Below are 20,749 nucleotides of genomic sequence, written 5' to 3' on the forward strand. Positions count from 1 at the left end.
AGGTTCTTTGACTAGGGTTTTCCCGAATTATAGGGAAAACGCTAGCTTCTGGCTAGCGTCGATCAGACGGTGCGTCGTTCGGTCGCCACAGTGCGACGATTCTCTTCGAAAAAGGACCAGATCATCGTGCTCGCATCGGGGCCGACCGCCGCATGAAACGGCACCGCTTCGTCGCCGCCCGACCATGCATGATCGAGCCCTTTGACGTGGCAAAGCCGCACGACCGACTCGCCGTCGCGGCGCACGTCGGTGATCTGCGCGCCTGCCTCGCGCGTCTCCACGCGCTCGCCGCCGCGCAGTGCGCCGCGGCTGTCCGCGAGCCCGTTCAGGCGCATGAACTGCACCGTCAGCTGGTCGGCATTCTTCGGCGCGACGACATGGTCGCCGTCGCCTTGCACGATCAGCGCGGGCATGCCGGGATACCCACTGGCGTCGACCAGCGCGTCGATGGCCGCCGCCGGGTTCTGCCGCAGCCCGCGCCGCATCACGTCCATCGCGCTGATGCCGGAATTCGCCTCGCCGAGCGCGGGGCCCGAGTGCAGCGCCACCGCCGCGAAGCGGTCCGGATGGTGCAGCGCGAGCAGCGTCGCCAGGCCCGCGCCAGCCGACAACCCCGCGACGTAGACGCGCGAAGCGTCGAACCCGTGCTCGTCAACGAGCGCATCGACGAGCGATGCAACCGCACCCGCTTCGCCACGCCCCGCGCGGTCGGTATCCTCATACCAGTGCCAGCAGCCGTGCGCGTGCGCGCGCTGCGACTGCTCCGGATACAGCACCGCGAAGCCGTGCTTGTCGGCGAGCAGGTTCATCCGGGTGCCCTGCGCGAACTCGTCGACCGATTGCTGGCAGCCGTGCAGCATGACGACGAGCGGCATCGCGCCGCGCCGGTGGCCAGGCGGAACGTAAAGCCCGTATGCAAGCTGCTGGACGAGGCGGCCGAGCGCGGGCGCCATCGGATGCTCGCCGCGCGTCCATTCGCCGGCCGCCCAGGCGGCCGCGCGTGGCCGCACGCGCGACTCGCGCAGCGGGGACAGATCGGTTCCGGCGGGCGACGCTGCGGCTTCGAGCGTGTCGCGCGCGATCCGCTGTGCATCGCGCGTCGCACGCTTGGCGGCCGGAGACAGCATGCGTTTCATGCCGCCCAGCCATACTTTCGTCAGACTTTTGGTCATCGATCGGGCTCGCAGTCAGGAAAAATAGGGACACGATGCTGGGTGCATCGTTCGACTTTGTGCAATGCACCATAACATTGTTTCTGGGATTTTTCCTGCACGCGGATAGTTCCCCGCGGCGCAAAAACGGGCCTCGATCACACGCGGCGCTATACTGGGGGTTAGCCGCTTGTTTCCGTTGTAGTCGTTCTTTCCGGCTCGCGCGTTGATTTAAGCATTCGTCCCGCCTCTGCCCGTTCCCCTCCCGATGTTCGACCTGTCGTCTCACCTGTGGATCACGATCACCGCGTTCGGTGGCGCCGGCCTGACCTTGCCGCTCGCGATCACGATCGCCGTGTGGCTCGCGCTCGGCTACTCGTGGCAGCGCGCGGCCGCATGGCTCGGCGTGCTCGCGGCCGCGATCGGGATCGTCGCGCTCACCAAGATCGCGTTCCTCGGCTGGGGCATCGGCATCCGCTCGTGGGACTTCACCGGGTTCAGCGGCCACGCGATGCTGTCGACGTCGGTCTATCCCGTCGCGATCTTCCTCGCGCTGATCCGCACGCGCACGCCGGTGCGAATCGCCGGCATCGCGCTCGGGCTCGCGGCCGGCATCGCGGTCGGCGTGTCGCGCGTCGCGCTCGACGCGCATTCGCCGTCCGAATCGATCACCGGCTGCATCGTCGGCGCGATCGCCGCGCTGGCGTTCATCGCCGGCTCGTGGCACGCGGTGCCGCACCGCTGGTCGGTGGCGGCGGTCGTTGCGAGCCTCGTGCTCGTCACCGTCGCGCTGCACGGCATCACGGTGCCGTCGCACCAGTGGGTCACCAAGGTCGCGCTGGAGCTGTCGGGGCACGAGCGGCCGTTCGTCCGCGCCCGCTGGAAAGCCAATCCGAACTACCGGCCGGCGTCGCAGCCGGCGTCGCTGCACCGCACCGGGTCGTTGCTGCCGTCGCTGCACGCGTGACGGGCCGCACGCACGCCGCTCCCGCCGCCTTTCAAGGCTAAAGGTTTCATGCGCACCGTCGCATGAGCGGTATGTCGAGCGTTATAACCCGCCCTATATTACGATTATGGTTTTCAACCATTCAAACGACCAGACCATGCGCTCGACCGTCCGCCCGCTTCGCCGCACCCTGCTCCGCCTGTTGCCGCTCGCCACGCTTGCAGCGGGCATCGCGTTCAGCGCGCCGGCTTCCGCCGCCGACGAGCTGGTCGTGTCGGCGGCCGCGAGCCTGACGAACGCGTTCAAGGCCGTCGGCGACGCGTACCAGAAGCAGCATCCGGACGCCAAGGTGCTGTTCAACTTCGGCGCGTCCGACGTGCTGATGCAGCAGATCGCCAAGGGCGCGCCGGCCGATGTGTTCGCATCGGCCGACCAGAAGGCGATGGATCGCGCGGTCGGCGAAAAGGTCATCGTGCCCGGCACGCGTCGCGACTTTGCGGCGAATTCGCTCGTGCTGATCGTGCCGGCGGACAGCCACGCGGCCGCGCCGGCCTCGCTGAACGACCTGACGGCGCCCGGCGTGAAGCGCATCGCGTACGGCGACCCGGCGTCGGTGCCGGTCGGCCGCTATACGGAAGGTGCGCTGCGCGCCGCAGGCGTGTGGGATGCCGTCAGCGCAAAGGGCGTGCTGGCCGCCAACGTGCGCCAGAGCCTCGATTACGTCGCGCGCGGCGAAGTCGACGCGGGCTTCGTGTTCGGCACGGACGCGGCGATCATGCCGGGCCGCGTGAAGGTCGCGCTGACCGTGCCGACGCAGACGGCCATCACCTATCCGATCGCGGTGGTCAAGGACAGCCGCCATGCCGCGCAGGCGCAGTCGTTCATCGACTTCGTCGTGTCACCGCAGGGCCAGGCCGTGCTGTCGACATTCGGCTTCAAGCCCGCGGGCAAGTGAGCGCAACATGATGCAGGACGCCTGGGTACCGCTGCTGTTGTCGCTGAAGGTCGCCGGCTGGGCGACCGCGCTCGACATCGTGCTCGGCGTCGCCGCCGCCTTCATGCTCGCGCGCTGGCGCTCCCCGCTGCGCGACGTGGTCGATTCGCTGCTGACGCTGCCGCTCGTGCTGCCGCCGACGGTGCTCGGCTATTACCTGCTCGTGCTGCTCGGCCGGCGCGGCGTATTCGGCGCGTGGCTCGACACGCTCGGCATCGAACTCGTCTTCACGTGGCAGGGCGCGGTGATCGCATCGATGGTCGTCGCGTTCCCGCTGATCCTGAAGTCGGCACGCACCGCGTTCGAAAGCGTCGATCCGCATCTCGAGCGCGCGGCACGCACGCTCGGGCTCGGCGAAGCCGCGGTGTTCTTCCGCGTGACGCTGCCGCTCGCCATGCGCGGCATCCTGGCCGGCGCGTTGCTCGCCTTCGCGCGCGCGCTCGGCGAATTCGGCGCGACGCTGATGATCGCCGGCAACCTGCCCGGCCGCACGCAGACGCTGTCGGTCGCGATCTATGCGGCGGTGCAGGCCGGCGACGACAACACGGCCAACTTCCTCGTGCTGGTGACGTCGATCACCTGCGTGCTCGTGCTGCTCGCGACCGGCTGGCTCGTGCCGTCGCGCGCCGGGCGGAGCCAGCTGACATGACGCGCGCGCCGCATCCGTGCCGCTGCGCCTCACCGGTCGCGGCAAAATGCCTTCCCGTCGCGCGGGCGGTTTCCCGCACGCGCGGCGCGGCACGACGGAGGCCCGCATGAGTGTCGCCGTCGATATCCGCAAGACCTACGCGAACGCCGAGCGCCGCTTCACGCTCGACGTGTCGTTCACGGCCACCACGCAGCGCGTCGTGCTGTTCGGGCCCTCCGGCGCGGGCAAGAGCATGACGCTGCAGGCGATTGCCGGCCTGCTGTCGCCCGACGAAGGCACGATCACGCTGAACGACGAACCGCTGTTCGATTCCGCGCGCGGCATCGACGTGCCGACCCGTGCGCGCCGCGTCGCGTACCTGTTCCAGGACTACGCGCTGTTTCCGCACCTGAACGTGCGCCAGAACATCGCGTTCGGGCTCACGCCCGGCCTGCGCAACCCGCGTGCGAAGACGGTGCTGCCCGAAGTCGCGTACTGGCTGCAGGCGTTCGAACTCGACACGCTCGCCGGGCAATTCCCGTCGCAGTTGTCGGGCGGACAAAAGCAGCGCGTCGCGCTGGCCCGTGCGCTGGTCGCCCAGCCGCGCATCCTGCTGCTCGACGAGCCGTTCGCGGCGCTCGACAGCACGATGCGCCAGCGCATGCGCCACGAGCTCGCCGAACTGCAGGCGCGGCTCGATATCCCGATGATGCTCATCTCGCACGACCCCGACGACGTCGCCGCGTTCGGCGACCAGGTCGTGCAATTGAACGAAGGACGCGTGCAGGCCGCAACACCGCACGCCGAGTGGCCGACGCGCGTCACCTGAGCGCGCGAAGGCCGTGGCCCCTCGTGGCCACGTTGGAGCCTGAGAGACGCCGCACCGGCGGCACACGCTGGAACCAGCTGGAACAAGCTGAAAAGGGGATCGAAGCCGACGCCTCGTGCACGATGCGCGGCGCCGGTTTCGCCTCGTCCGCGCGCGGCCGCCGCCTGAATGGGCGCGCGCCGCCGCGCGCGGTCAGCCCGTCACCGCGAGAATCACGCTCGATGCCTTGAACAGCCCGATCGCGCGCCGGCCGGCGTCGAGTTGCAACGCGCCGACACTGTCGTTCGTCACCACGGCCGTGAGCGTCCCGCCGCCGTCGAGCGCCAGCGTCACCTCACTGTTCACCGCGCCCGCCGCGACGGTTTCGACCGTCCCGTGCAGCTGGTTGCGCGCGGATACCTTCAAGGTCGCTTCGGCTGCATCGTCGACCGCCAGCACGACCCACGACGCCTTCACGAGCGCGCATGCATCCGCCCCCGGCTCCAGGCCGAGCGCGTCGGCGCTTTCGTGCGTGAGCACCGCGACGATGACCTGCCCGCCGGGCAGCACGAGCGTCACCTCGTCGTTCACCGTGCCGCGCACGATCGACTCGACCTTGCCGAACCACTGGTTGCGCGCGCTCGTCTTCATCCCGATCCGGCCGATCAGCGCCCAGTCGACGTCGAAGCCGGACACCGCCGCGCTCGCGGCGTCGATGAAGCGGCGATGCTCGCGCTCGATCGTGCGGAACGCGGCGATCAGCGACGTCGCACGCGGCGTCAGCGTCGTGCCGCCGCCGCCCTTGCCGCCCGTCGAACGCGTCACGAGCGGCTCGCCGGCCAGGTTGTTCATCGTGTCGATCGCATCCCACGCGGCCTTGTAGCTGAGGCCGACGGCCTTTGCCGCACGCGTGATCGACCCGGTATCGCCGATCGCCGCGAGCAGCGCGATGCGGGTGGCGCCGCCGAGCGTCTGCTGGCCCGCGCGCAACCACAGTTCGCCGGCCAGTTCGAGCGGTCCGGCGGAGGAGGAAGGAGGCGTCGCGTCGCTCATCGGTCTGTCTGAAGAAAACGGGGGGCCATTATAGGGATCGCGCGCCGCTCAACGCATCACCGCGGCTTGCCGTCGAGCTTCGGCGGGCGCAGGCTCGCGAGCAGCGCCTCGGCGTCGCTCGCCGCGCGTTGCTCGAGCGCGGCACCGTAGCCGCGCACGAAACCGCGCTGGTACGCGGGCGCCGCCAGGTGCTCGAGATGATGCAGCGCGACCATCGTGTCGTTCGCCTCACCGAGCACGCTCTGCACGCGCGCGAGCGTCTTGACCGTTTCGGTGCGCGTGCGGCGCGAGGCCAGCGACGCGAAGAATTCCAGCGCGTAGCGCAGCCGCTTCGCGTCGATCCGCACCTGGTGCCGCGCGGCCGTATCGAGCGACGTGAGCGACGGCGATGCATACAGATGACCGAACAGCCGCCGCACGCGCCTGGTCGCGTGACGCCGCAGCGACGGCGCGTCGTCGTCGCCGGCAGCCGGCGGCAGCGCGAACGTGCTCAACCATTCGAGCCAGCCGAGCGTCAGTCGCGCATAGCGCGCCGAATGCAGCGCCTGGCGCAACTCGACGCGCGCCGCCGTCGCCTGCGCGCGCGCGGCGTCGAGCGTGCCGTCCCAGTCGGCGCTGCCGCCGTCGGCCGCGATCAGCGCGGGCAGGCTTTCGGTCGAGAACACATCCCAGTCGCGCACGGTGCCGAGCAGCGAGGCGAGCCAGCGCAGGTCGACACCGAAGGTATCCGTCCACTGATCATCCGCGAAGCGCGGAAAGAAGCGCACCAGCGTGCGCAGCCGGCGCAGCGCGACACGCATCTGGTGCACGAATTCGGGATCGTCGCGATCCAGCACGCCGCTCTCGTTGCCGAGCCATTGCGCCGCGATGTCGCCAGACAGCGCGAACAGCGCGGCCCGCTGCGTGCGGATGCCGGCCAGGTCGACGAGCTGCGCCTTGACCGGCCGAGGGGCGTCAGGCTCGCCCGCGCACGCGCGATCGATCACGCTGGTCAGTTGCACGAACGCGGGCCATGCGCCGCTGAGCTCGCGCGCGGCGGCGAACAGCGCGCGCAGCGCGGCCGTGCGTGCGGCGACGGTTTCCCAGTCGGGCGCCGCAAGGCGCAGTTCGCCATGGCGGCGCGGCGACTCGGTGCCGCCGTGCAGCGTGACGTCGTCGAGCGTCATCTCGACCACCACGCCGCTGTCGTCCGCCCATCGCCCGCGCCGCCGCTCGCTGACGAGCCTCGGCGGTGCCGGCCCGGACGATGCGGCGACCGCCGCTTCGTCAACGGGGCCGGGCGTCACGCCCTCGCCCGCCGTCTCTGCCGATTCCGCATCCGCTTGCGCCGCGGGCGCCGGCGTGGCCACGGCGATGCCGGCATGCTCGGCGTCGAACAGCTCGCGCGCCACGACGCCGGGCGCGAATCGCTTCGTGCGGGATGCAACGACACGCCGCCCTTGCACGTTCGACTCGATCCACGTCCACCAGCACTCGCCGGGGCTCGGCTCGGCCTCCTCGACCTGGCACGGCTCGATCGTCACACGCTCGTGGCCGCGCCGCATCCGCACCTGCGGACAGATCCGCCACGCACGGACGAGTTCAGCGCCGAAGTCGCGCTGCTCGCCACGAACCCGGCTTCCCGTCTTGACCGGCCAACCTTCCAGCGACAGACACAACACGACTTCAAGCACACGCGACATGGAGGCTCCCGCACATGAAGAATCGCCGGCGCATCCTGCGTGCCAGCGTCGCCCGTGAAGCAGCTTCCATAGTACACGGCGCAAAAGCGCGCGGGCGACGATCCGGCCCTGCCACGCCGTCGCGCATCGAACGACGTATCAGACGACGTATTGCGCGATGCCGTTGCCGAACGACCAGTCTTCCTTCAGCACTTCGACAAGACTGATGAATACGTCCTGCTGGCGCACGCCGGGCTGCCGCGCGAGGTTCTCGGCGATGGTCCGGTACAGCGCCTGTTTCTGCTCGAGCGTGCGCGTGTTGTTCGCGGTGATCTGGATCATCACGAGATCGTCGCTGCGTTCGATGTCGAGGTAATGGCGGCCGAAGACGAAGTTCTCGGCCGGGTGCTCGGTCACGACCATGAAGATGTCGTCCTCGGGCACGTTGAACGTGTGCATCAGCGCGCGATGCACGCCGTCGACGAGCGCCGCGCGGTAGGCGGCCGGTTTGCCTTCGCGCACTGCGATCCGGGTGAATGGCATGGTCCTGCTCCTTTCGGTGACGTTGAAAAACGGGAACGCGACGTCAGGTTAGGCGTGCACGACTATAATTAACAGTCATCAATCGATATTTCATTCATTTACGATAGAAATGAAAGTCCTCGACCTCGATGCGGTGCGCGCGTTCGTGCTGGTCGCCGATCTCGCGAGCTTCACGCGCGCGGCCGACGCGCTCGGCACCACGCAGTCGGCCGTCAGCCTGAAACTGAAGCGGCTCGAAGCGCACCTCGGCAAGCCGCTGCTCGCGCGCACGCCGCGCGTCGTCAAGCTGGCGGCGGACGGCGAAAACTTCCTGCCGGCCGCCCGGGCGCTGCTCGACGCGCACGACCAGGCGCTCGGCGCGATTTCGGCCGGCACGCACCGCCTGTCGCTCGGCGTCAGCGAGCATGTCGCGGTGCCCGACCTGCCGGCCGTGCTGACGAGCCTGCATCGGCAGGATCCCGGGCTGTCGCTGGAGATGCATCTGGGGATGTCGTCGAGCCTGCTCGTGCAGTACGACGAACGCCGGCTCGACGCGGCGATCGTGCGGCACGAACCGGGCGAGGATCCCCCGCGCGACGACTGCACGCTGCTGTTTACCGAACCGCTCGCATGGCTCGCCGCGCCCGACTGGGCGCCACGGGCAGGCGAACCGCTGCCGCTCGCGGTGCTGGCCGGGCCGTGCGGCGTGCGGGCCGCCGCGCTGCGGGCGCTCGAGCATGCAGGGCGGCCGTGGCGCGAGCGCTTTACGGGCGGCGGCGTTGCCGCGGTCACGGCCGCCGCCGCGGCCGGGCTCGCGGTCTGTCCGCTGGCCCGGCGCGTCGCACCGCGCACGCTGGTCGACGTCGGCGTGAAATTCGGCCTGCCGCCGCTGCCGCACTCGCGGGTCGTGCTGTATTCGCGCGTGCGCGACACCCGCGCGGCGGCCGCACTGCGCAGGTTTTCCGACAGCATTGCAATCTCGGCGTAAACTAAGCGGTTTCGCCGCCCGCAATCTCCTGACGAATGCCGATGAAGCCCGAAGCCCGCAAGCACCTCCACGCCAACCTGCTGATGCTCGCCGCCGCCGCGATCTGGGGCTCGGCGTTCGTCGCGCAACGGCTGAGCCTCGACGTGATCGGACCGTTCCTGTTTACGGGGCTGCGCTTCCTGCTCGGCGCGCTGGTGCTGATCCCGCTGCTGGCGCTCAATGCGGCGTCGCGCGCGCAGTTGGCGGCGATTCGCCGCGAGCCGGCGCTGCTGGTGCCTGGCCTCGCGCTTGGCGGGCTGCTCGCCGTATCGATCTCGCTGCAGCAGTTCGGCCTGCAGTACACGCGGGTCGCGAACGCGGGCTTCATCAGCTCGCTGTACGTCGTGATCGTGCCGCTGATGGGCGTGTTCGTCCGCCACCGGATCGGCGCCGGCACGTGGTTCGGCGCGCTGCTCGCGGCGATCGGCCTGTATTTCCTCAGCATCGACGAGCATTTCTCGGTGCTCTACGGCGATTGGTTCCAGCTCGCGGGCGCGGTCGTCATCGCCGCGCACGTGATGGCCGTCGGCCATTTCGCGAAACGGCACGATCCGCTCGTGCTCGCTTTTCTGCAGTTCGTCACGTGCGGCGTGCTGTGTCTCGCGGCCGGCCTCGTGATCGAGCCGATCAGCGTCGCGATGCTGCGCAGCGCGCTGCCGACACTGCTGTACGGCGGGCTGCTGTCGGTCGGCGTCGCCTATACGCTGCAGGTCGTCGCTCAGCGCGATGCGGCGCCCGCGCATGCAGCCGTGATCTTCAGCATGGAAGGCGTGTTCGCGGCCATCGCAGGCTGGGCCGCGCTCGGCGAGATGCTGACGCTGCGCGCGCTGGTCGGCTGCGCGCTGATGCTGGCCGGCCTGCTCGCCTGCCAGTTGCTGCCGAACGGCGACGCCCGGAAAAAGGACGAGGACGCGCTGCCGGCGTGACATGCGCGATCCCTATAATGGCGGTTCGCGTGTTTTTCATGCCAACCGCTTCCGACAGGCCAGCTCCGTGACGTCCATTCCCGCCGATCCCGCCGCCGACCTGCTGCGCGAACGCGCAGCGCACTATGCCGCCGAGGCCGCGCTGTTCCTGCGCGACCAGGCGCTTTCCACCGCATCGCACGACCTGCGCAGCCCGCTGAACGCAATGCACAGCTGGGCGTATGTGCTCGAGCGCCAGCTCGCCAGCGCCGACCCGAACCTGCAGCGCGCGCTCGCGGGCATCCGCACGGGGATCGACCAGCAGGTCGCGCTGATCGACGACGTGCTCGACGCGCCGCGCGCGCAAACGCGCGCGCTCGCGATCACCGCGCAGCCGTTCGCGCTGCGCCCGCTGCTCGACGACACGCTCGCCCTGGTGCGCTTCGCGCTCGCCGACGCACGGCAGGTGAGCCTCGATGCGACGCTGCCCGACGGCGAGCCGTCACTGACCGCCGATCGCGAGCGCATCGCGCAGGCGCTCTGGACGATGCTGACGACAGCCGTCGAAGCCAGCGCCGCCGGCGGCCGCGTGACGTTCGCGTGCACGCGCGACGGCGCGCTGTGCGCCGCGCAGGTCACCTGCGACGTGAGCGCCGGCGCCCTTGCCGACCCGGCGCTGCCGCACGCCTTCGAATCGTTCGCACGCCACGAGATGCTGCGCCCGCGCGACGCGAAGCGCGTCGCCTGGACGCTCGCGCTGTGCCAGCGTGTCGCGCTCGCGCACGCCGGCACCTTCACGCACGCCCCGTTCGCCGACGGCGCCGCCGTCACCCTCTCGCTCTCCGTCCCCTGCGAGGCGCCGGTGTAAGCAACCGGCCGCCCGACACATTACATTTTCCTTTCTGGCCCTATACTGTCGGGCCTGTCATGACTGGAGCGATTCCTTGTTACAGATCTTCGCGCTCATCGGCGCGTTGTTCCTGGTGGCCCTGAACGGGTTCTTCGTCGCAGCCGAATTCGGCCTCGTCAAACTGCGCGCGACGCGCGTCAAGACACTTGCCCGCAAGCACGGCCTGCGCGGGCGCATCCTCGCCATCGTGCACGGCCGGCTCGACGCGTATCTGTCCGCGTGCCAGCTCGGCATCACGCTCGCGTCGCTCGGCCTCGGCTGGGTCGGCGAGCCGGCGTTCGCGGAACTGATCGGCCCGCTGCTCGACCTGATCGGCGTGCAGTCCGAACGCATCGTGCACCTGATCTCGCTCGTGTTCGCGTTCTCGCTGATCTCGTTCCTGCACATCGTGGTCGGCGAACTCGCGCCGAAATCGATGGCGATCCGCCAGTCGGAGAAGGTCGGCCTGTGGGTCGCACTGCCGCTGTACGCGTTCTACTGGGCGATGTACCCGGCGATCTGGGTGCTCAACACCAGCGCGAACGCGGTGCTGAAGCTCGCGGGGCTGTCGGCCGACCACGGCGGCGATGCGCACTACTCGACCGACGAGCTGAAGCTGATCCTGCGCAGCCGCCGCAGCACGGCCGGCAACACGGCCCAGCCGGCGCGCGGCACGTACACCAACGACGAGTGGAACACGCTCGCGCATTCGCTCGATTTCTCGTCGATGACGGTGTCGGACCTGATGCGGCCGGCGCATGAAATGATCGGCCTGCGCCGCGACCTGCCGCTGCCCGACAACATGGAAATCGTCGCGCGCCACCGCTTCAGCCGCTATCCGCTGTTCGAGGATACGGCGCGCGAACAGGTAAGCGGGCTGATCCACCTGAAGGACCTGCTGCTCGCGCGTCACGCGGGCGCGGCGCTCGAGGACCTGTCCGACTACGTGCGCCCGGTGCAGTACGTGAAGCCCGACACGCCGGCGCTGGAGCTGTTCCGCCGCTTCCGCAAGGGTGCGCCGCACTTCGCGCTGGTCGGCAACAAGGGCGAGAAGCCGATCGGCTTCCTGACGCTCGACAACCTGCTCGGCGCGCTGGTCGGCCAGATCCACGACGAGTTCCGCCAGGGCGACGCGGACTGGACCCGCCTCGACGACGGCACCCTGATGGGCAAGGGCAGCCTGCCCGTCGTGTCGCTCGAGCAGGCGCTCGGCATCGACATCGACGAAGGGCGCGCGGAGTCGGTCGGCGGCCTCGTGATCCAGGCTTTGAGCGATTTGCCGACCGAAGGACAGCGCGTGTCGTTCGATCGCTTCGACGTCGTCGTGAAAAAGATGAACGGGCCGCGCATCGTGCTGGTGCGCGTCTATCCGAAGATCGCGAAGGAGGCCGACGAATGACGGCCGCCGCTCGCCGCTCGCGATGAGCGCGACGCTGCCGCGCTGCTGCGTGATCACGCCGGAGCCGGCATCCGCGTCGGCCGCCGATTGCCACGCCTTTCTCGAGCGCCTGTCGGCCGTGCTCGCGCGCGGCGAGACGCTCGTGCAGTTGCGCGTGAAGTCGTTCGACCCGGCCGCGTTCGCGCGGCTGGCCGCCGATGCGCTCGCGCGCTGCGACGCGGCCGGCGCGCAACTGATGGTCAACGGGCCGATCGACGCGGCCGGTGTCATGCAGCTCGACGGCGCGGGCTGGCATCTCGACGGCGCCGCGCTGCGCGCCGTCGCGCAGCGGCCGCTGCCGGCCGCGCGCCGCGTGTCGGCCGCATGCCACACGGCCGACGATCTCGTGCTGGCTGCGCGCGCGGGCGTGGATTTCGTCACGCTGTCGCCCGTGTTGCCGACGCTCAGCCATCCCGGCGCGCCGACGCTCGGCTGGACACAGTTCGCGGCATTGGCCGCGCAGGCCGTGATGCCGGTCTATGCGCTCGGCGGCATGACGCGCGCGCATCTCGACGACGCGCGCCGCCACGGCGCGTACGGGGTCGCGGGTATTCGAAGCTTCTGGTAAATGCGGCCGGGCGCACCGGCGCCCGACCTGCCCGGCATCACGCGTTCAGATCGGGGCGCATCCCGCGCCTCGCGCCGTCGTCGATCCGGCGCACGTCGTGCGTGAGTGCGTACCGGTTGACGTCGCCCGTGAGCCACGCGACGAGCGAATACGGCGGCAACGATCCCTCGTCGACGCGGTCGCGTGCGCGTGCCGGCGTCTCGAACACGACCTGCCCTCTCGGCGCGTCGAACGGCACCGCGTCGGGCGACAGGTTCAGTGCGATGGTCAGCGTCTCGTCATCGGCGAGCCGCCATGACGCGAGCAGCGCGTCGGCCTCGCCGTTATCGTCCGCCTTCAGCGTATGCGCGTCCTGCGGCCGGCAATCGGCCAGCCGCGGCGCAATCAGCTTCGCGCGCACCGCGAGCGCCGATTGCACGAAATGCGCACGATCGGCATCGCGCGCGGTTTCATCGAAGATCAGCGGGATCTGCGGCGTCAGGAGCGACAGCGCGAGCGCGGCGAGGCCCGGCGCCTGTTCGTCGTCGCCATGCTCGCTCTCCCGCCACGCACCGTCGGACAGCACCAGCGACGTCAGCGACAACCCTTGGGCGCATGGGCCGTCGCCCGCCGTGGCCGGCTGGAACGCCGTGCCGGCCGCGGTCAGCGCGCGAGCGAGGGTATGGATCGACTGGTGTGTCGAGATTCCCTCGTGAGCGGCCGCGTCGCGGTCCGTCAACCGATGCAGCGCGCGTTCGCCGCAACCGTTCCATTGCGCATCGAAATGGGTGTCGGCCAGATGCACCGGATGACGCTCGCTGCCGAGCACGAGGTGGATCAGCCGGTCGGCCGGCACGGCCGCGCGCACGCGGTCGGCGATCTCGCGCAGCCATGACGTGCCGATCCGGTCGGCCTCGCGCAGCCGCAGCCCGTCGCAACGGTATTCGTCGATCCAGTACAGCGCGTTGTCGCAGAAGAAGTCGCAGACTTCCGGGTGGTCGAGCGCGAGCGGCGGCGCCTGCAGCGGATCGTCGCGCGTATGGAAGAACGGCGCCGCGTAATGGCGCAGCGCGTCGGTGCCGCTGCCGAAGCGCGCGTAATCGAGCTCCAGCAGCACCGCGAGACCATAGCCGTGCGCGTCGTCGATCAGCGCCTTCAGCGCGTCGGGGCCGCCCTCGGCCGCGAGCGGCGCGAACGGCAGGCTGTCGTGTGGCGACGCGAGCAGCTCGAGCGCGGTCACGCCGAGGCGCGCGAGCTTCGGCAGCCGGCGGCGCACGCCGTCGAAGCCGCCCACCGCGTGCGGACGAATCGCGTACAGCGCGATGTCTTCCCACGGACGGCCGCGCCAGAACGTGTTGCGCCAGGTGAACGCGCGCGGATCGACGACCTCGCTCGGGCCGTTGAGCCCGTCGGGTTGCGAACGCGATGCGGGATCGGGAATCGACGCGACATCGTCGAGCCGGTAACGGTAACGCGCGCCCGCACCGCATTCGACGAACGCTTCGAACCAGCTTGGGCCGGCGGCCGTCATCGGGACGAGCGTCGGGCCGTAACCGGTATCGAGTTCGAGCTGAACGTGCGTGCTGCCCGGCGCCCACACGCGGAAATGCGTGCGCGGCGACGTACCGAGCGCGCCGCAGGGCTGCGCGCCGGACGGCAGGCAGTGAATGTAGTGCTGCGCATACGGATCGTGCGGACAATCTGACATGATGCGCTCCTCGTGCCGAGCGGCATGGCCGCGCGATCGGCGCGGCGCATCGGGGCCCGGCATGCGACGGCCAGGCAGGGGGGGAACAAAAGTATGCGCCGGTTTCATGATCGCAACGCATCGAATCCTCACATTTTTAAATGCGAATCGACCCCGCCAACGTTTGCGCGCTGCACGCCGAGTCAGGTAGTGCGCATACCGGAATGGCCGCTCGCCTTGTTGCGCCGCCGGCCCGCGCTTACGCTCGGTTCGATGCGCGGACACGCCGTCCGCGCCCGAACCCGAGGAATCCGCCATGTCGCTCACCGCCGGCGCCGCGAAATTCGATCCGGCACGCGCGCACGAATACGCCGAACAATCCCGCATCGCGCTGGCCGGCTATGAAGCGTGCCACGAGCTCGCCGCGTGCATGCTCGCGTCGGCGATCGGCGTGGCCGATGCGCGGATCCTCGTGGTGGGCGCGGGCGGCACGGGGCAGGAAATCTGCGTGCCCGCCGCGCTCGAACCGGGCTGGCAGTTCACGGCCGTCGACCCGTCCGCGCCGATGCTCGCGCTCGCGCGTGCCAACGTCGAAGCGGCAGGTTTCGCCGCGCGCACGAACTTCATCGAGGCCGGCGTCGATGCGCTGCCCGAAGCACCGGCCTTCGACGGCGCGACGCTGATCGGCGTGCTGCATCACGTCCCCGGCGACCCGGCGAAGGCCGCGCTGCTGGACGCGATCGCGCGCCGCCTGAAGCCCGGCGCACCGCTCGTGCTGGCGGGCAACCATCGCCGCTACGCGGACCACCCTCGCCTGCTCGATGCGTGGCAGCAGCGCTGGCGCATGAAGGGCGCGACGCCCGACGCCGTGCGTGCGCAGCTGGCGAAAATCCTGCAGGGCGCCGATCCGCCTGCGTCGGAGGAAGCCGTGTCCGCACTGCTGCACGACGCGGGTTTCGATGCGCCGCTGCGCTTTTTCTCGAGCCTGTTCTGGGGCGCGTGGATCGCGGTGCGGCGCAGCACGTGACGACGCGTGACGGCAGGCGGCACACGCTGCGCCGGGAGCCGGGCTGCTGCCAGGCAATCGCACGGCGGCATGACCGGCGCGGCGTCATCCGCGCTCGGTATGATGTCGTTCCCGCCCCTCTTCCGGCCTCGACATGCTGACCGTCCATCACCTGAACAACTCGCGTTCGCAGCGCGTGCTCTGGCTGCTCGAAGAACTGGATGTGCCGTACGAGATCGTGCGCTACGAGCGCGATCCAAAGACGATGCTCGCGCCGCCCGCGCTGCGCGCGATCCATCCGCTCGGCAAGTCGCCCGTCGTCACCGACGACGGCCGCACGATCGCGGAATCGGGCGCGATCATCGAGTACCTGGTCGAACGCTACGGCAACGGCCGGCTCGCGCCGCCGAGCGGCACGCCCGAGCGGCACGACTACACGTACTGGCTGCACTACGCGGAAGGGTCGGCGATGCCGCCGCTGCTGCTGAAGCTCGTCGCGTTGCGGATCGCGCATGCGCCGATGCCGTTCTTCTCGCGGCCGATCGCGCGCAAGATCGCCGCGACGCTGCAATCGGGCTTCGTCGATCCGCAGATCGCGCTGCATCTCGGCCATGTCGACGACGCGCTGACGCGCACGGGCTGGTTCGTCGGCGACGGCTTCAGCGCGGCCGACATCCAGATGAGCTTCCCGCTCGAAGCCGCGATGGCGCGCGGCGACGGCGGCCAGCATCCGGCGATCGCGCGCTTTCTCGACGCGATCCACGCGCGGCCCGCCTACCGCCGCGCACTCGAGCGCGGCGGTCCGTACGAACTGCTCAGGTAGCCCGCATCAGCTCAGCAACCCCGCCGCGACGTTGATCGACAGCCCGAGCACGGCCATGTTGAAGTAGAACGACAGGATCGACTGAGCGAGCACCGAGCGGCGCGCGGAACGGTTCGCGAGCGACACGTCGGCCGTCTGCGACGCGACCGCGAGCGTGAATGCGAAATACAGGAAATCCCAGTAGTCGGGCTCGGGATTGCGGTCGGGGAAACGCAATGCGCGATCGCCGCTCGGCGAGCCGTAATAGAGCCGCGCGTAGTGCAGCGTGAAGATCGTCGGAATCAGGAACCATGCACCGAACAGCGTCGCACCCGTGACCGCGTAATGGCCGAGCCCCGCGCGAAAGCCGACGCTCTTCGCGGTGGCGAGCTCGATCGCGATCGCGGCGACGCTCGCGACCGTCGCGAGGCACACGACGGTCAGCACGGTCGTCGCGTTCTCGTCCTCGCGGATCGCGACTTCGCGCACCTTGTGATGATGGGCGGTGACCATGCGCACCCACATCAGCACGAGATACAGCCAGACCGCGCAATCCCAGCCGATCAGCACACGCGCGGTCGGCCTCAACTGGAACGGCAGCAGCCCCGCGCACAGCACGCCCGCGACGAAGGCCGCGACCATGCGCGGCCGGTTGCGTAATACCTGCGGATAAAGGGTCATCGTGTGATTCCGAAAGCGGATGGAAAGGGTTCGACCGGCGCGCAAACGGCCCGCTGCGCCGCGCCGGCGGGTACCGCCCCGATTATCGCCATTCCTGCATGACGTTGCGACGGGCGTGAGCGCCTAAGATATCGGCATGACACCTGCCCTCTGCCACCACCCCGTGAACGCGGCCGGCCGCGACTTCGTCGTCGGCGATCTGCATGGCTGCGTGGATGTGCTGCGCGCGCTGCTGCACGACATCGGCTTCGACCCGGCTCACGACCGGCTGTTCTCGGTCGGCGATCTCGTCGACCGCGGCCCTGCGTCCGAAACCGCGCTCGAGTTGCTCGACCGCCCGTGGTGCCACGTCGTGCGCGGCAATCACGAAGAAGTGCTGAGCCTCGTGTCGCGCGGCAAGCTGCCGCCCGATGCGTGGCGCGGCATCGGCGGCGACTGGGGCGCCGATCTGCCGCCGGAACGGCTGCACGCCCATGCGGCGCGCGTCGACGCGCTGCCGCTCGTGCGCGTGATCGGCGACGGCGCCGTGCGCTTCAACGTGCTGCATGCGGAATTCTTCGGTTCCGATGCCGAGCTCGATGCGGGCAGCTATTCGCCCGACGTGCGCGAACGGCTGATCTGGGGGCGCGACCTGGTCCAGGGGCTCGTCGACCCGGCCCGGCAGGCCGGCCTGTCGCTCACCTGCACCGGTCATACGCCCGTGCGTGCGCCGCAGCGCATCGGCGCGCAATGGTTCATCGACACGGGCGCGTTCGCACCGTCCGGACGGCTGACGATCGTCGAACCTCGCACGGGCGAGACGTGGTCGCTCACCCAGGCCGACGCGCGCGCACGTCACGCGGGCGACCTGCCGCTGCCATAGGTGCAGGGTCTGTTCGCTAATGACGGGCCCACGCGCACGCGTTTGCACGCGCGGGCCCCGCTAGCCTACCTGGTTCAGTTCGAACACCGCATCGATCGCCGCACCGTTCCAGTTGTATTCCAGATACGCCGCGTGATGACAGTCGCGCAGCAGCGTCGTGCGGAACGCGGCGAGACACTCGCCGCGCGGGTCGCGCACCGACGGATAGACAATCCCCGCGCCGCCCGCATTGCGCACCGCGCGGCCGAGCGCCTGCCCCGCGCTGTAATCGAGCGGGTCGAGCAAGCCCGGACTGCGCTGCTGCCAGGTGCGCACGTCCGCGACATCGCCCTGCGCGACCACCGTGTAGAGCCGCATCTGCTGGCGCATCGGCGGCTCCTTCGTCGCGGCCAGGAACAGCCCGCTGTGATAGCGCGTTTCGGCGATCGCCGTATCGCGCGACCGCCCGCAGTAGAACACGCCGTAGCTGCCGTCGGAAAAGCGGCTGCCCTGCGGATTCAGGTGCGTGAATGCGGCCATGATCGGCCCCCAGCCCGGGCCGTAGCGGCGCTCGGCCGGCGGCACGAGTTCGAGCGTGCCGACTTCGTTGCGAATGCGGTCGTTGGTCAGCGATTCGAGCGCATAGAGTGCATCGAAATCCTCGGCGGACGCGACGCGGTCGAACAGGTTGATGGCTGGAAAACGGGTGGGAATCACGCGATAGGCAGGTGCCCAGTCGACGACGATCGTGGGCCAGTGTTGCGTTTCGGTCGGCATCGTCACGCCCAGCCACCCCGCATCGCATCGAGATATTGCCGGACGGCGACCAGGTCGCCGACGTTGCCGGCGAGCATCCGGTCGAGCGCGCGCTTGCCGCCGAACGGCGCCGCGTCGTTGGGCCGCTTGACCCACGCGTCCGCCGCGGCCGGCTGCGGCAGCAGGATCTGCAGCGCCTTGTAGATGCCGAGCAGCAGCGATAGCCGCTCGAGCGTATCGCGCGGCAGGCGCGCCGATTCGGGCGATGCCTTCCACTTGAAGAACGTCGAGCGGCCGGGCGACCCGAGCAGCACGATCTGTTCGTCGATCGTCAGCGCCCAGTCGCGCGCGATGTTGAAGAACGCACGCAGGCCGGCCGCCGACATCTGCGCGACCGAAGCCTGCCGCGGGGCGGAATGCGGATCGAAGGCGGGCTGTGACATGATCGTTAGTCTCGAAATGAATCTACTAACAAGATTAGTCCATTTTCGTATTTTTGCAAGGGTCGCCCCCCGCGATGCCGGCATCCCACCCATCGAGTCGATATTTTTTGTCCATTCTGGACTGCAATTTTATTTTCTGCGTTAATGGCCGTGCGGACAGCGCACCGGCATGCGGTACGTGTCCGCAGCAACCGGGGCGCCCGAACCGGATAGACCACGCCAAGGAACCACCATCATGAAGAGACTGATTGCCGCCGTTTCGATCGCCCTGCTCGCGGTATCGGCAGGCCCCGCCGCCGCAAAGGACTGGACCACGCTGCGCTTCGGCACCGACGCCAGCTACGCGCCGTTCGAATCGAAGGCGCCCGACGGCAAGCTCGTCGGCTTCGACATCGACCTCGGCAACGAGATCTGCGCGCGGTTGAAGGCCAAATGCGTGTGGCTCGAGAACGATTTCGACGGGATGATTCCCGCGCTGAAGGCGAAGAAGTTCGACGCGGTCCTGTCGTCGATGTCGATCACGCCACAACGCGCGGAACAGATCGGCTTCACGACGAAGATCTACAACCAGCCGACGCGGCTCGTCGTGAAGAAGGGTTCGCCGCTGCTGCCGACGGCCGAATCGCTGAAGGGCAAGTCGATCGGCGTCGAGCAGGGCACGACGCAGGAAGCGTATGCGAAGGCGTACTGGGCGAAGCAAGGTGCGAACGTCGTGTCGTACCAGAACCAGGACGGCGTGTATGCGGACCTCACGTCGGGACGCCTCGACGCCGCGCTGCAGGACGAGGTGCAGGCTGCGATCGGGTTCCTGAAGTCGCCGCGCGGCGCGGGCTACCAGTTCGTCGGGCCCGAACTCGTCGACGAGAAGGTGCTCGGCATCGGCGCCGGCATCGGGCTGCGCAAGGAAGATGCCGACTTGAAGGCGAAGATCGACCGCGCGATCCTCGACATGGTCAAGGACGGCACCTACAAGCGGCTCGCGTCGAAGTACTTCGACTTCGACATCTACGGCGGCTGAAGCGGCGCCGCGCGCGGACGGGTGAGATGCCCGTCGCGCGCGGTCCGACCGCCCCTCCCCTGCTCGCCGGACGGCGACGCCTCCCTGACATCTGCCGTCACACCGGTTTCATCGTCCGTGTCGCGCACCCGGATGCCGCACATCATTCGCATTGCAGACGGATCACCTGCGCTGGCGACCGCAGGCGCTCGACGTCAATAAGCGAAGATCGGGCGCCGGGGTACCGGTGCCCGCGTGCACATCCCCATGCGGAGCGGGTTGGCCAGCAGGAAAGCGCCGGCCCGGCGCGGATGACCGGGTATCAGCCGGATCCGCCTCGCACCGGGCGCGGAGAGATGGCCTGTCGACGCATGCCGGCCGGCAGCAAGGTGCGCGGTCGACCGGCGATGGGTCGAATCACTGCGATCGCGGCCTGCCGGCCGCGGCGTGTGGTGATCGTTCATCATTTTTCTACCCCGTATTCGAGTCGTTGCTTGTGCCGGCAACCGGACATCGCCGGTGCCCCGACGATCCGACGACGACGGCCCGTGCCGGCCGGAACGGGGCAGTGCCGCCCGTCCCGCCGATCATCCCCGCGGACTGCGTCCTTGCCGGCCCTTGCAGGGTTCGCTGCCTGACCGGCCGGACGCCACGTCGTCGACTCTCGCACCTCAACCTCCGCAAGGAGCGGGCCAGCTTCGTACGCGGCCGTCTGCACAAGGCTTTCATCGGACAAGCCTGCGGCCCGCTCGGTCGGGACATGCAGGACGTTGCAAAACTGAAACATGCCGCGCACGGGCGGCCTCGGCCGCGCGGCGGCAACGCCTTGCCGGACAAGGCGCACGGACGATGCGGAAAATTTTCCCGGCGCGGGCGGCACGCCGCCGCCCGCATTTGCCGGGTCCAGTCGCACGGCTGCCGGCAGGAAACGTTTCACGTCCTTTACATACCGCCGGACGCCCGCGCA

The 20,749-nt window shown here is 69.3% G+C and carries 22 protein-coding genes; 13 read left to right on the plus strand and 9 right to left on the minus strand.

Features of this window, described 5'->3' with window-relative positions:
• Window positions 1–62: 62 nt before the first annotated feature.
• Window positions 63–1,172, minus strand: a complete 1,110-nt coding sequence (locus DIE22_RS00655) for a PHB depolymerase family esterase (RefSeq protein WP_124495592.1) — start codon at window positions 1,170–1,172, stop codon at window positions 63–65.
• A gap of 247 nt (window positions 1,173–1,419) precedes the next feature.
• Here DIE22_RS00655 and DIE22_RS00660 point away from each other — a divergent pair, with 247 nt between their 5' ends.
• From DIE22_RS00660 to DIE22_RS00675, 4 genes are all read left to right on the plus strand, one after another.
• The gene (locus DIE22_RS00660) at window positions 1,420–2,118 is read left to right on the plus strand and encodes a phosphatase PAP2 family protein (protein WP_124495594.1); all 699 of its coding nucleotides are present in this window, start codon (window positions 1,420–1,422) and stop codon (window positions 2,116–2,118) included.
• A 136-nt stretch (window positions 2,119–2,254) separates the two neighbouring features.
• The gene (gene modA, locus DIE22_RS00665; protein WP_124495596.1) at window positions 2,255–3,052 is read left to right on the plus strand and encodes a molybdate ABC transporter substrate-binding protein; all 798 of its coding nucleotides are present in this window, start codon (window positions 2,255–2,257) and stop codon (window positions 3,050–3,052) included.
• A gap of 10 nt (window positions 3,053–3,062) precedes the next feature.
• Window positions 3,063–3,740, plus strand: coding sequence for a molybdate ABC transporter permease subunit (gene modB / locus DIE22_RS00670; protein ID WP_124495949.1), 678 nt, complete (start codon window positions 3,063–3,065; stop codon window positions 3,738–3,740).
• A 106-nt stretch (window positions 3,741–3,846) separates the two neighbouring features.
• Window positions 3,847–4,548, plus strand: a complete 702-nt coding sequence (locus DIE22_RS00675; RefSeq protein ID WP_124495598.1) for a sulfate/molybdate ABC transporter ATP-binding protein — start codon at window positions 3,847–3,849, stop codon at window positions 4,546–4,548.
• 192 nt (window positions 4,549–4,740) lie between these two features.
• Here DIE22_RS00675 and DIE22_RS00680 read toward each other — a convergent pair whose 3' ends face one another.
• From DIE22_RS00680 to DIE22_RS00690, 3 genes are all read right to left on the minus strand, one after another.
• Window positions 4,741–5,580: a TOBE domain-containing protein gene (locus DIE22_RS00680; RefSeq protein ID WP_124495600.1), complete on the minus strand. Its 840-nt coding sequence runs from the start codon at window positions 5,578–5,580 to the stop codon at window positions 4,741–4,743.
• A gap of 56 nt (window positions 5,581–5,636) precedes the next feature.
• A complete protein-coding gene (locus DIE22_RS00685; protein ID WP_124604089.1) occupies window positions 5,637–7,262 on the minus strand; it encodes a CHAD domain-containing protein in 1,626 nt (541 codons plus the stop codon).
• Window positions 7,263–7,400: 138 nt separating this feature from the next.
• Window positions 7,401–7,784, minus strand: coding sequence for a tautomerase family protein (locus tag DIE22_RS00690; protein ID WP_124604091.1), 384 nt, complete (start codon window positions 7,782–7,784; stop codon window positions 7,401–7,403).
• Between the two features lie 109 nt (window positions 7,785–7,893).
• Between DIE22_RS00690 and DIE22_RS00695 the strand changes: the two genes are divergently transcribed.
• The 5 genes from DIE22_RS00695 (at window position 7,894) to DIE22_RS00715 (ending at window position 12,590) form a co-directional block, all read left to right on the plus strand.
• Entirely contained in the window at window positions 7,894–8,751 is an 858-nt protein-coding gene (locus DIE22_RS00695) for a LysR family transcriptional regulator (RefSeq protein WP_124495606.1), read from the plus strand.
• Between the two features lie 41 nt (window positions 8,752–8,792).
• Complete coding sequence (locus DIE22_RS00700) at window positions 8,793–9,716, plus strand: DMT family transporter (protein ID WP_124495608.1); 924 nt, start codon at window positions 8,793–8,795, stop codon at window positions 9,714–9,716.
• Between the two features lie 67 nt (window positions 9,717–9,783).
• The gene (locus DIE22_RS00705; protein ID WP_124495610.1) at window positions 9,784–10,563 is read left to right on the plus strand and encodes a sensor histidine kinase; all 780 of its coding nucleotides are present in this window, start codon (window positions 9,784–9,786) and stop codon (window positions 10,561–10,563) included.
• Between the two features lie 76 nt (window positions 10,564–10,639).
• Window positions 10,640–11,983 (plus strand): hemolysin family protein, encoded by a 1,344-nt coding sequence (locus tag DIE22_RS00710; protein ID WP_124495612.1) that lies wholly within the window; start codon window positions 10,640–10,642, stop codon window positions 11,981–11,983.
• Between the two features lie 22 nt (window positions 11,984–12,005).
• Window positions 12,006–12,590 carry a thiamine phosphate synthase gene (locus DIE22_RS00715; RefSeq protein WP_124604093.1) on the plus strand — a complete coding sequence of 195 codons (585 nt, stop codon included), beginning with the start codon at window positions 12,006–12,008 and terminating at the stop codon, window positions 12,588–12,590.
• A gap of 37 nt (window positions 12,591–12,627) precedes the next feature.
• On the opposite strand, the gene DIE22_RS00720 is transcribed toward DIE22_RS00715, so the two are convergent.
• Window positions 12,628–14,277: a DUF3459 domain-containing protein gene (locus DIE22_RS00720; protein WP_124495615.1), complete on the minus strand. Its 1,650-nt coding sequence runs from the start codon at window positions 14,275–14,277 to the stop codon at window positions 12,628–12,630.
• Between the two features lie 295 nt (window positions 14,278–14,572).
• Here DIE22_RS00720 and DIE22_RS00725 point away from each other — a divergent pair, with 295 nt between their 5' ends.
• The gene (locus tag DIE22_RS00725; RefSeq protein WP_124604095.1) at window positions 14,573–15,283 is read left to right on the plus strand and encodes a class I SAM-dependent methyltransferase; all 711 of its coding nucleotides are present in this window, start codon (window positions 14,573–14,575) and stop codon (window positions 15,281–15,283) included.
• Between the two features lie 133 nt (window positions 15,284–15,416).
• Window positions 15,417–16,085, plus strand: a complete 669-nt coding sequence (locus DIE22_RS00730; protein WP_124604097.1) for a glutathione S-transferase family protein — start codon at window positions 15,417–15,419, stop codon at window positions 16,083–16,085.
• Window positions 16,086–16,091: 6 nt separating this feature from the next.
• On the opposite strand, the gene DIE22_RS00735 is transcribed toward DIE22_RS00730, so the two are convergent.
• Window positions 16,092–16,745, minus strand: coding sequence for a DUF1345 domain-containing protein (locus DIE22_RS00735; RefSeq protein WP_124495621.1), 654 nt, complete (start codon window positions 16,743–16,745; stop codon window positions 16,092–16,094).
• 136 nt (window positions 16,746–16,881) lie between these two features.
• Here DIE22_RS00735 and DIE22_RS00740 point away from each other — a divergent pair, with 136 nt between their 5' ends.
• Entirely contained in the window at window positions 16,882–17,607 is a 726-nt protein-coding gene (locus DIE22_RS00740; RefSeq protein WP_124495623.1) for a metallophosphoesterase, read from the plus strand.
• A gap of 60 nt (window positions 17,608–17,667) precedes the next feature.
• On the opposite strand, the gene DIE22_RS00745 is transcribed toward DIE22_RS00740, so the two are convergent.
• Both DIE22_RS00745 and DIE22_RS00750 read right to left on the minus strand, forming a co-directional pair.
• Window positions 17,668–18,363, minus strand: a complete 696-nt coding sequence (locus tag DIE22_RS00745; RefSeq protein ID WP_124495625.1) for an RES family NAD+ phosphorylase — start codon at window positions 18,361–18,363, stop codon at window positions 17,668–17,670.
• Between the two features lie 2 nt (window positions 18,364–18,365).
• Window positions 18,366–18,785, minus strand: coding sequence for an MbcA/ParS/Xre antitoxin family protein (locus DIE22_RS00750; RefSeq protein WP_124495627.1), 420 nt, complete (start codon window positions 18,783–18,785; stop codon window positions 18,366–18,368).
• Window positions 18,786–19,020: 235 nt separating this feature from the next.
• On the opposite strand from DIE22_RS00750, the gene DIE22_RS00755 reads away from it, so the two are divergent.
• Window positions 19,021–19,803 (plus strand): ABC transporter substrate-binding protein, encoded by a 783-nt coding sequence (locus DIE22_RS00755; protein ID WP_124495629.1) that lies wholly within the window; start codon window positions 19,021–19,023, stop codon window positions 19,801–19,803.
• A gap of 442 nt (window positions 19,804–20,245) precedes the next feature.
• Here the strand turns inward: DIE22_RS00755 and DIE22_RS00765 are convergent, their stop codons facing one another.
• Entirely contained in the window at window positions 20,246–20,719 is a 474-nt protein-coding gene (locus DIE22_RS00765) for a hypothetical protein (protein ID WP_124495631.1), read from the minus strand.
• Window positions 20,720–20,749: the final 30 nt, after the last annotated feature.

Source organism: Burkholderia sp. Bp9142, from assembly GCF_003853415.1.
In the GTDB taxonomy this organism is placed as follows: domain Bacteria; phylum Pseudomonadota; class Gammaproteobacteria; order Burkholderiales; family Burkholderiaceae; genus Burkholderia.

What these genes read in the sequence shown, in the direction of transcription:
- DIE22_RS00655 (WP_124495592.1), bottom strand. Translation starts at nt 1,172, where the DNA reads ATGACCAAAAGTCTGACGAAAGTATGGCTGGGCGGCATGAAACGCATG.
- DIE22_RS00660 (WP_124495594.1), top strand. Translation starts at nt 1,420, where the DNA reads ATGTTCGACCTGTCGTCTCACCTGTGGATCACGATCACCGCGTTCGGT.
- modA (WP_124495596.1), top strand. Translation starts at nt 2,255, where the DNA reads ATGCGCTCGACCGTCCGCCCGCTTCGCCGCACCCTGCTCCGCCTGTTG.
- modB (WP_124495949.1), top strand. Translation starts at nt 3,063, where the DNA reads ATGCAGGACGCCTGGGTACCGCTGCTGTTGTCGCTGAAGGTCGCCGGC.
- DIE22_RS00675 (WP_124495598.1), top strand. Translation starts at nt 3,847, where the DNA reads ATGAGTGTCGCCGTCGATATCCGCAAGACCTACGCGAACGCCGAGCGC.
- DIE22_RS00680 (WP_124495600.1), bottom strand. Translation starts at nt 5,580, where the DNA reads ATGAGCGACGCGACGCCTCCTTCCTCCTCCGCCGGACCGCTCGAACTG.
- DIE22_RS00685 (WP_124604089.1), bottom strand. Translation starts at nt 7,262, where the DNA reads ATGTCGCGTGTGCTTGAAGTCGTGTTGTGTCTGTCGCTGGAAGGTTGG.
- DIE22_RS00690 (WP_124604091.1), bottom strand. Translation starts at nt 7,784, where the DNA reads ATGCCATTCACCCGGATCGCAGTGCGCGAAGGCAAACCGGCCGCCTAC.
- DIE22_RS00695 (WP_124495606.1), top strand. Translation starts at nt 7,894, where the DNA reads ATGAAAGTCCTCGACCTCGATGCGGTGCGCGCGTTCGTGCTGGTCGCC.
- DIE22_RS00700 (WP_124495608.1), top strand. Translation starts at nt 8,793, where the DNA reads ATGAAGCCCGAAGCCCGCAAGCACCTCCACGCCAACCTGCTGATGCTC.
- DIE22_RS00715 (WP_124604093.1), top strand. Translation starts at nt 12,006, where the DNA reads ATGAGCGCGACGCTGCCGCGCTGCTGCGTGATCACGCCGGAGCCGGCA.
- DIE22_RS00720 (WP_124495615.1), bottom strand. Translation starts at nt 14,277, where the DNA reads ATGTCAGATTGTCCGCACGATCCGTATGCGCAGCACTACATTCACTGC.
- DIE22_RS00725 (WP_124604095.1), top strand. Translation starts at nt 14,573, where the DNA reads ATGTCGCTCACCGCCGGCGCCGCGAAATTCGATCCGGCACGCGCGCAC.
- DIE22_RS00730 (WP_124604097.1), top strand. Translation starts at nt 15,417, where the DNA reads ATGCTGACCGTCCATCACCTGAACAACTCGCGTTCGCAGCGCGTGCTC.
- DIE22_RS00735 (WP_124495621.1), bottom strand. Translation starts at nt 16,745, where the DNA reads ATGACCCTTTATCCGCAGGTATTACGCAACCGGCCGCGCATGGTCGCG.
- DIE22_RS00740 (WP_124495623.1), top strand. Translation starts at nt 16,882, where the DNA reads ATGACACCTGCCCTCTGCCACCACCCCGTGAACGCGGCCGGCCGCGAC.
- DIE22_RS00745 (WP_124495625.1), bottom strand. Translation starts at nt 18,363, where the DNA reads ATGCCGACCGAAACGCAACACTGGCCCACGATCGTCGTCGACTGGGCA.
- DIE22_RS00750 (WP_124495627.1), bottom strand. Translation starts at nt 18,785, where the DNA reads ATGTCACAGCCCGCCTTCGATCCGCATTCCGCCCCGCGGCAGGCTTCG.
- DIE22_RS00755 (WP_124495629.1), top strand. Translation starts at nt 19,021, where the DNA reads ATGAAGAGACTGATTGCCGCCGTTTCGATCGCCCTGCTCGCGGTATCG.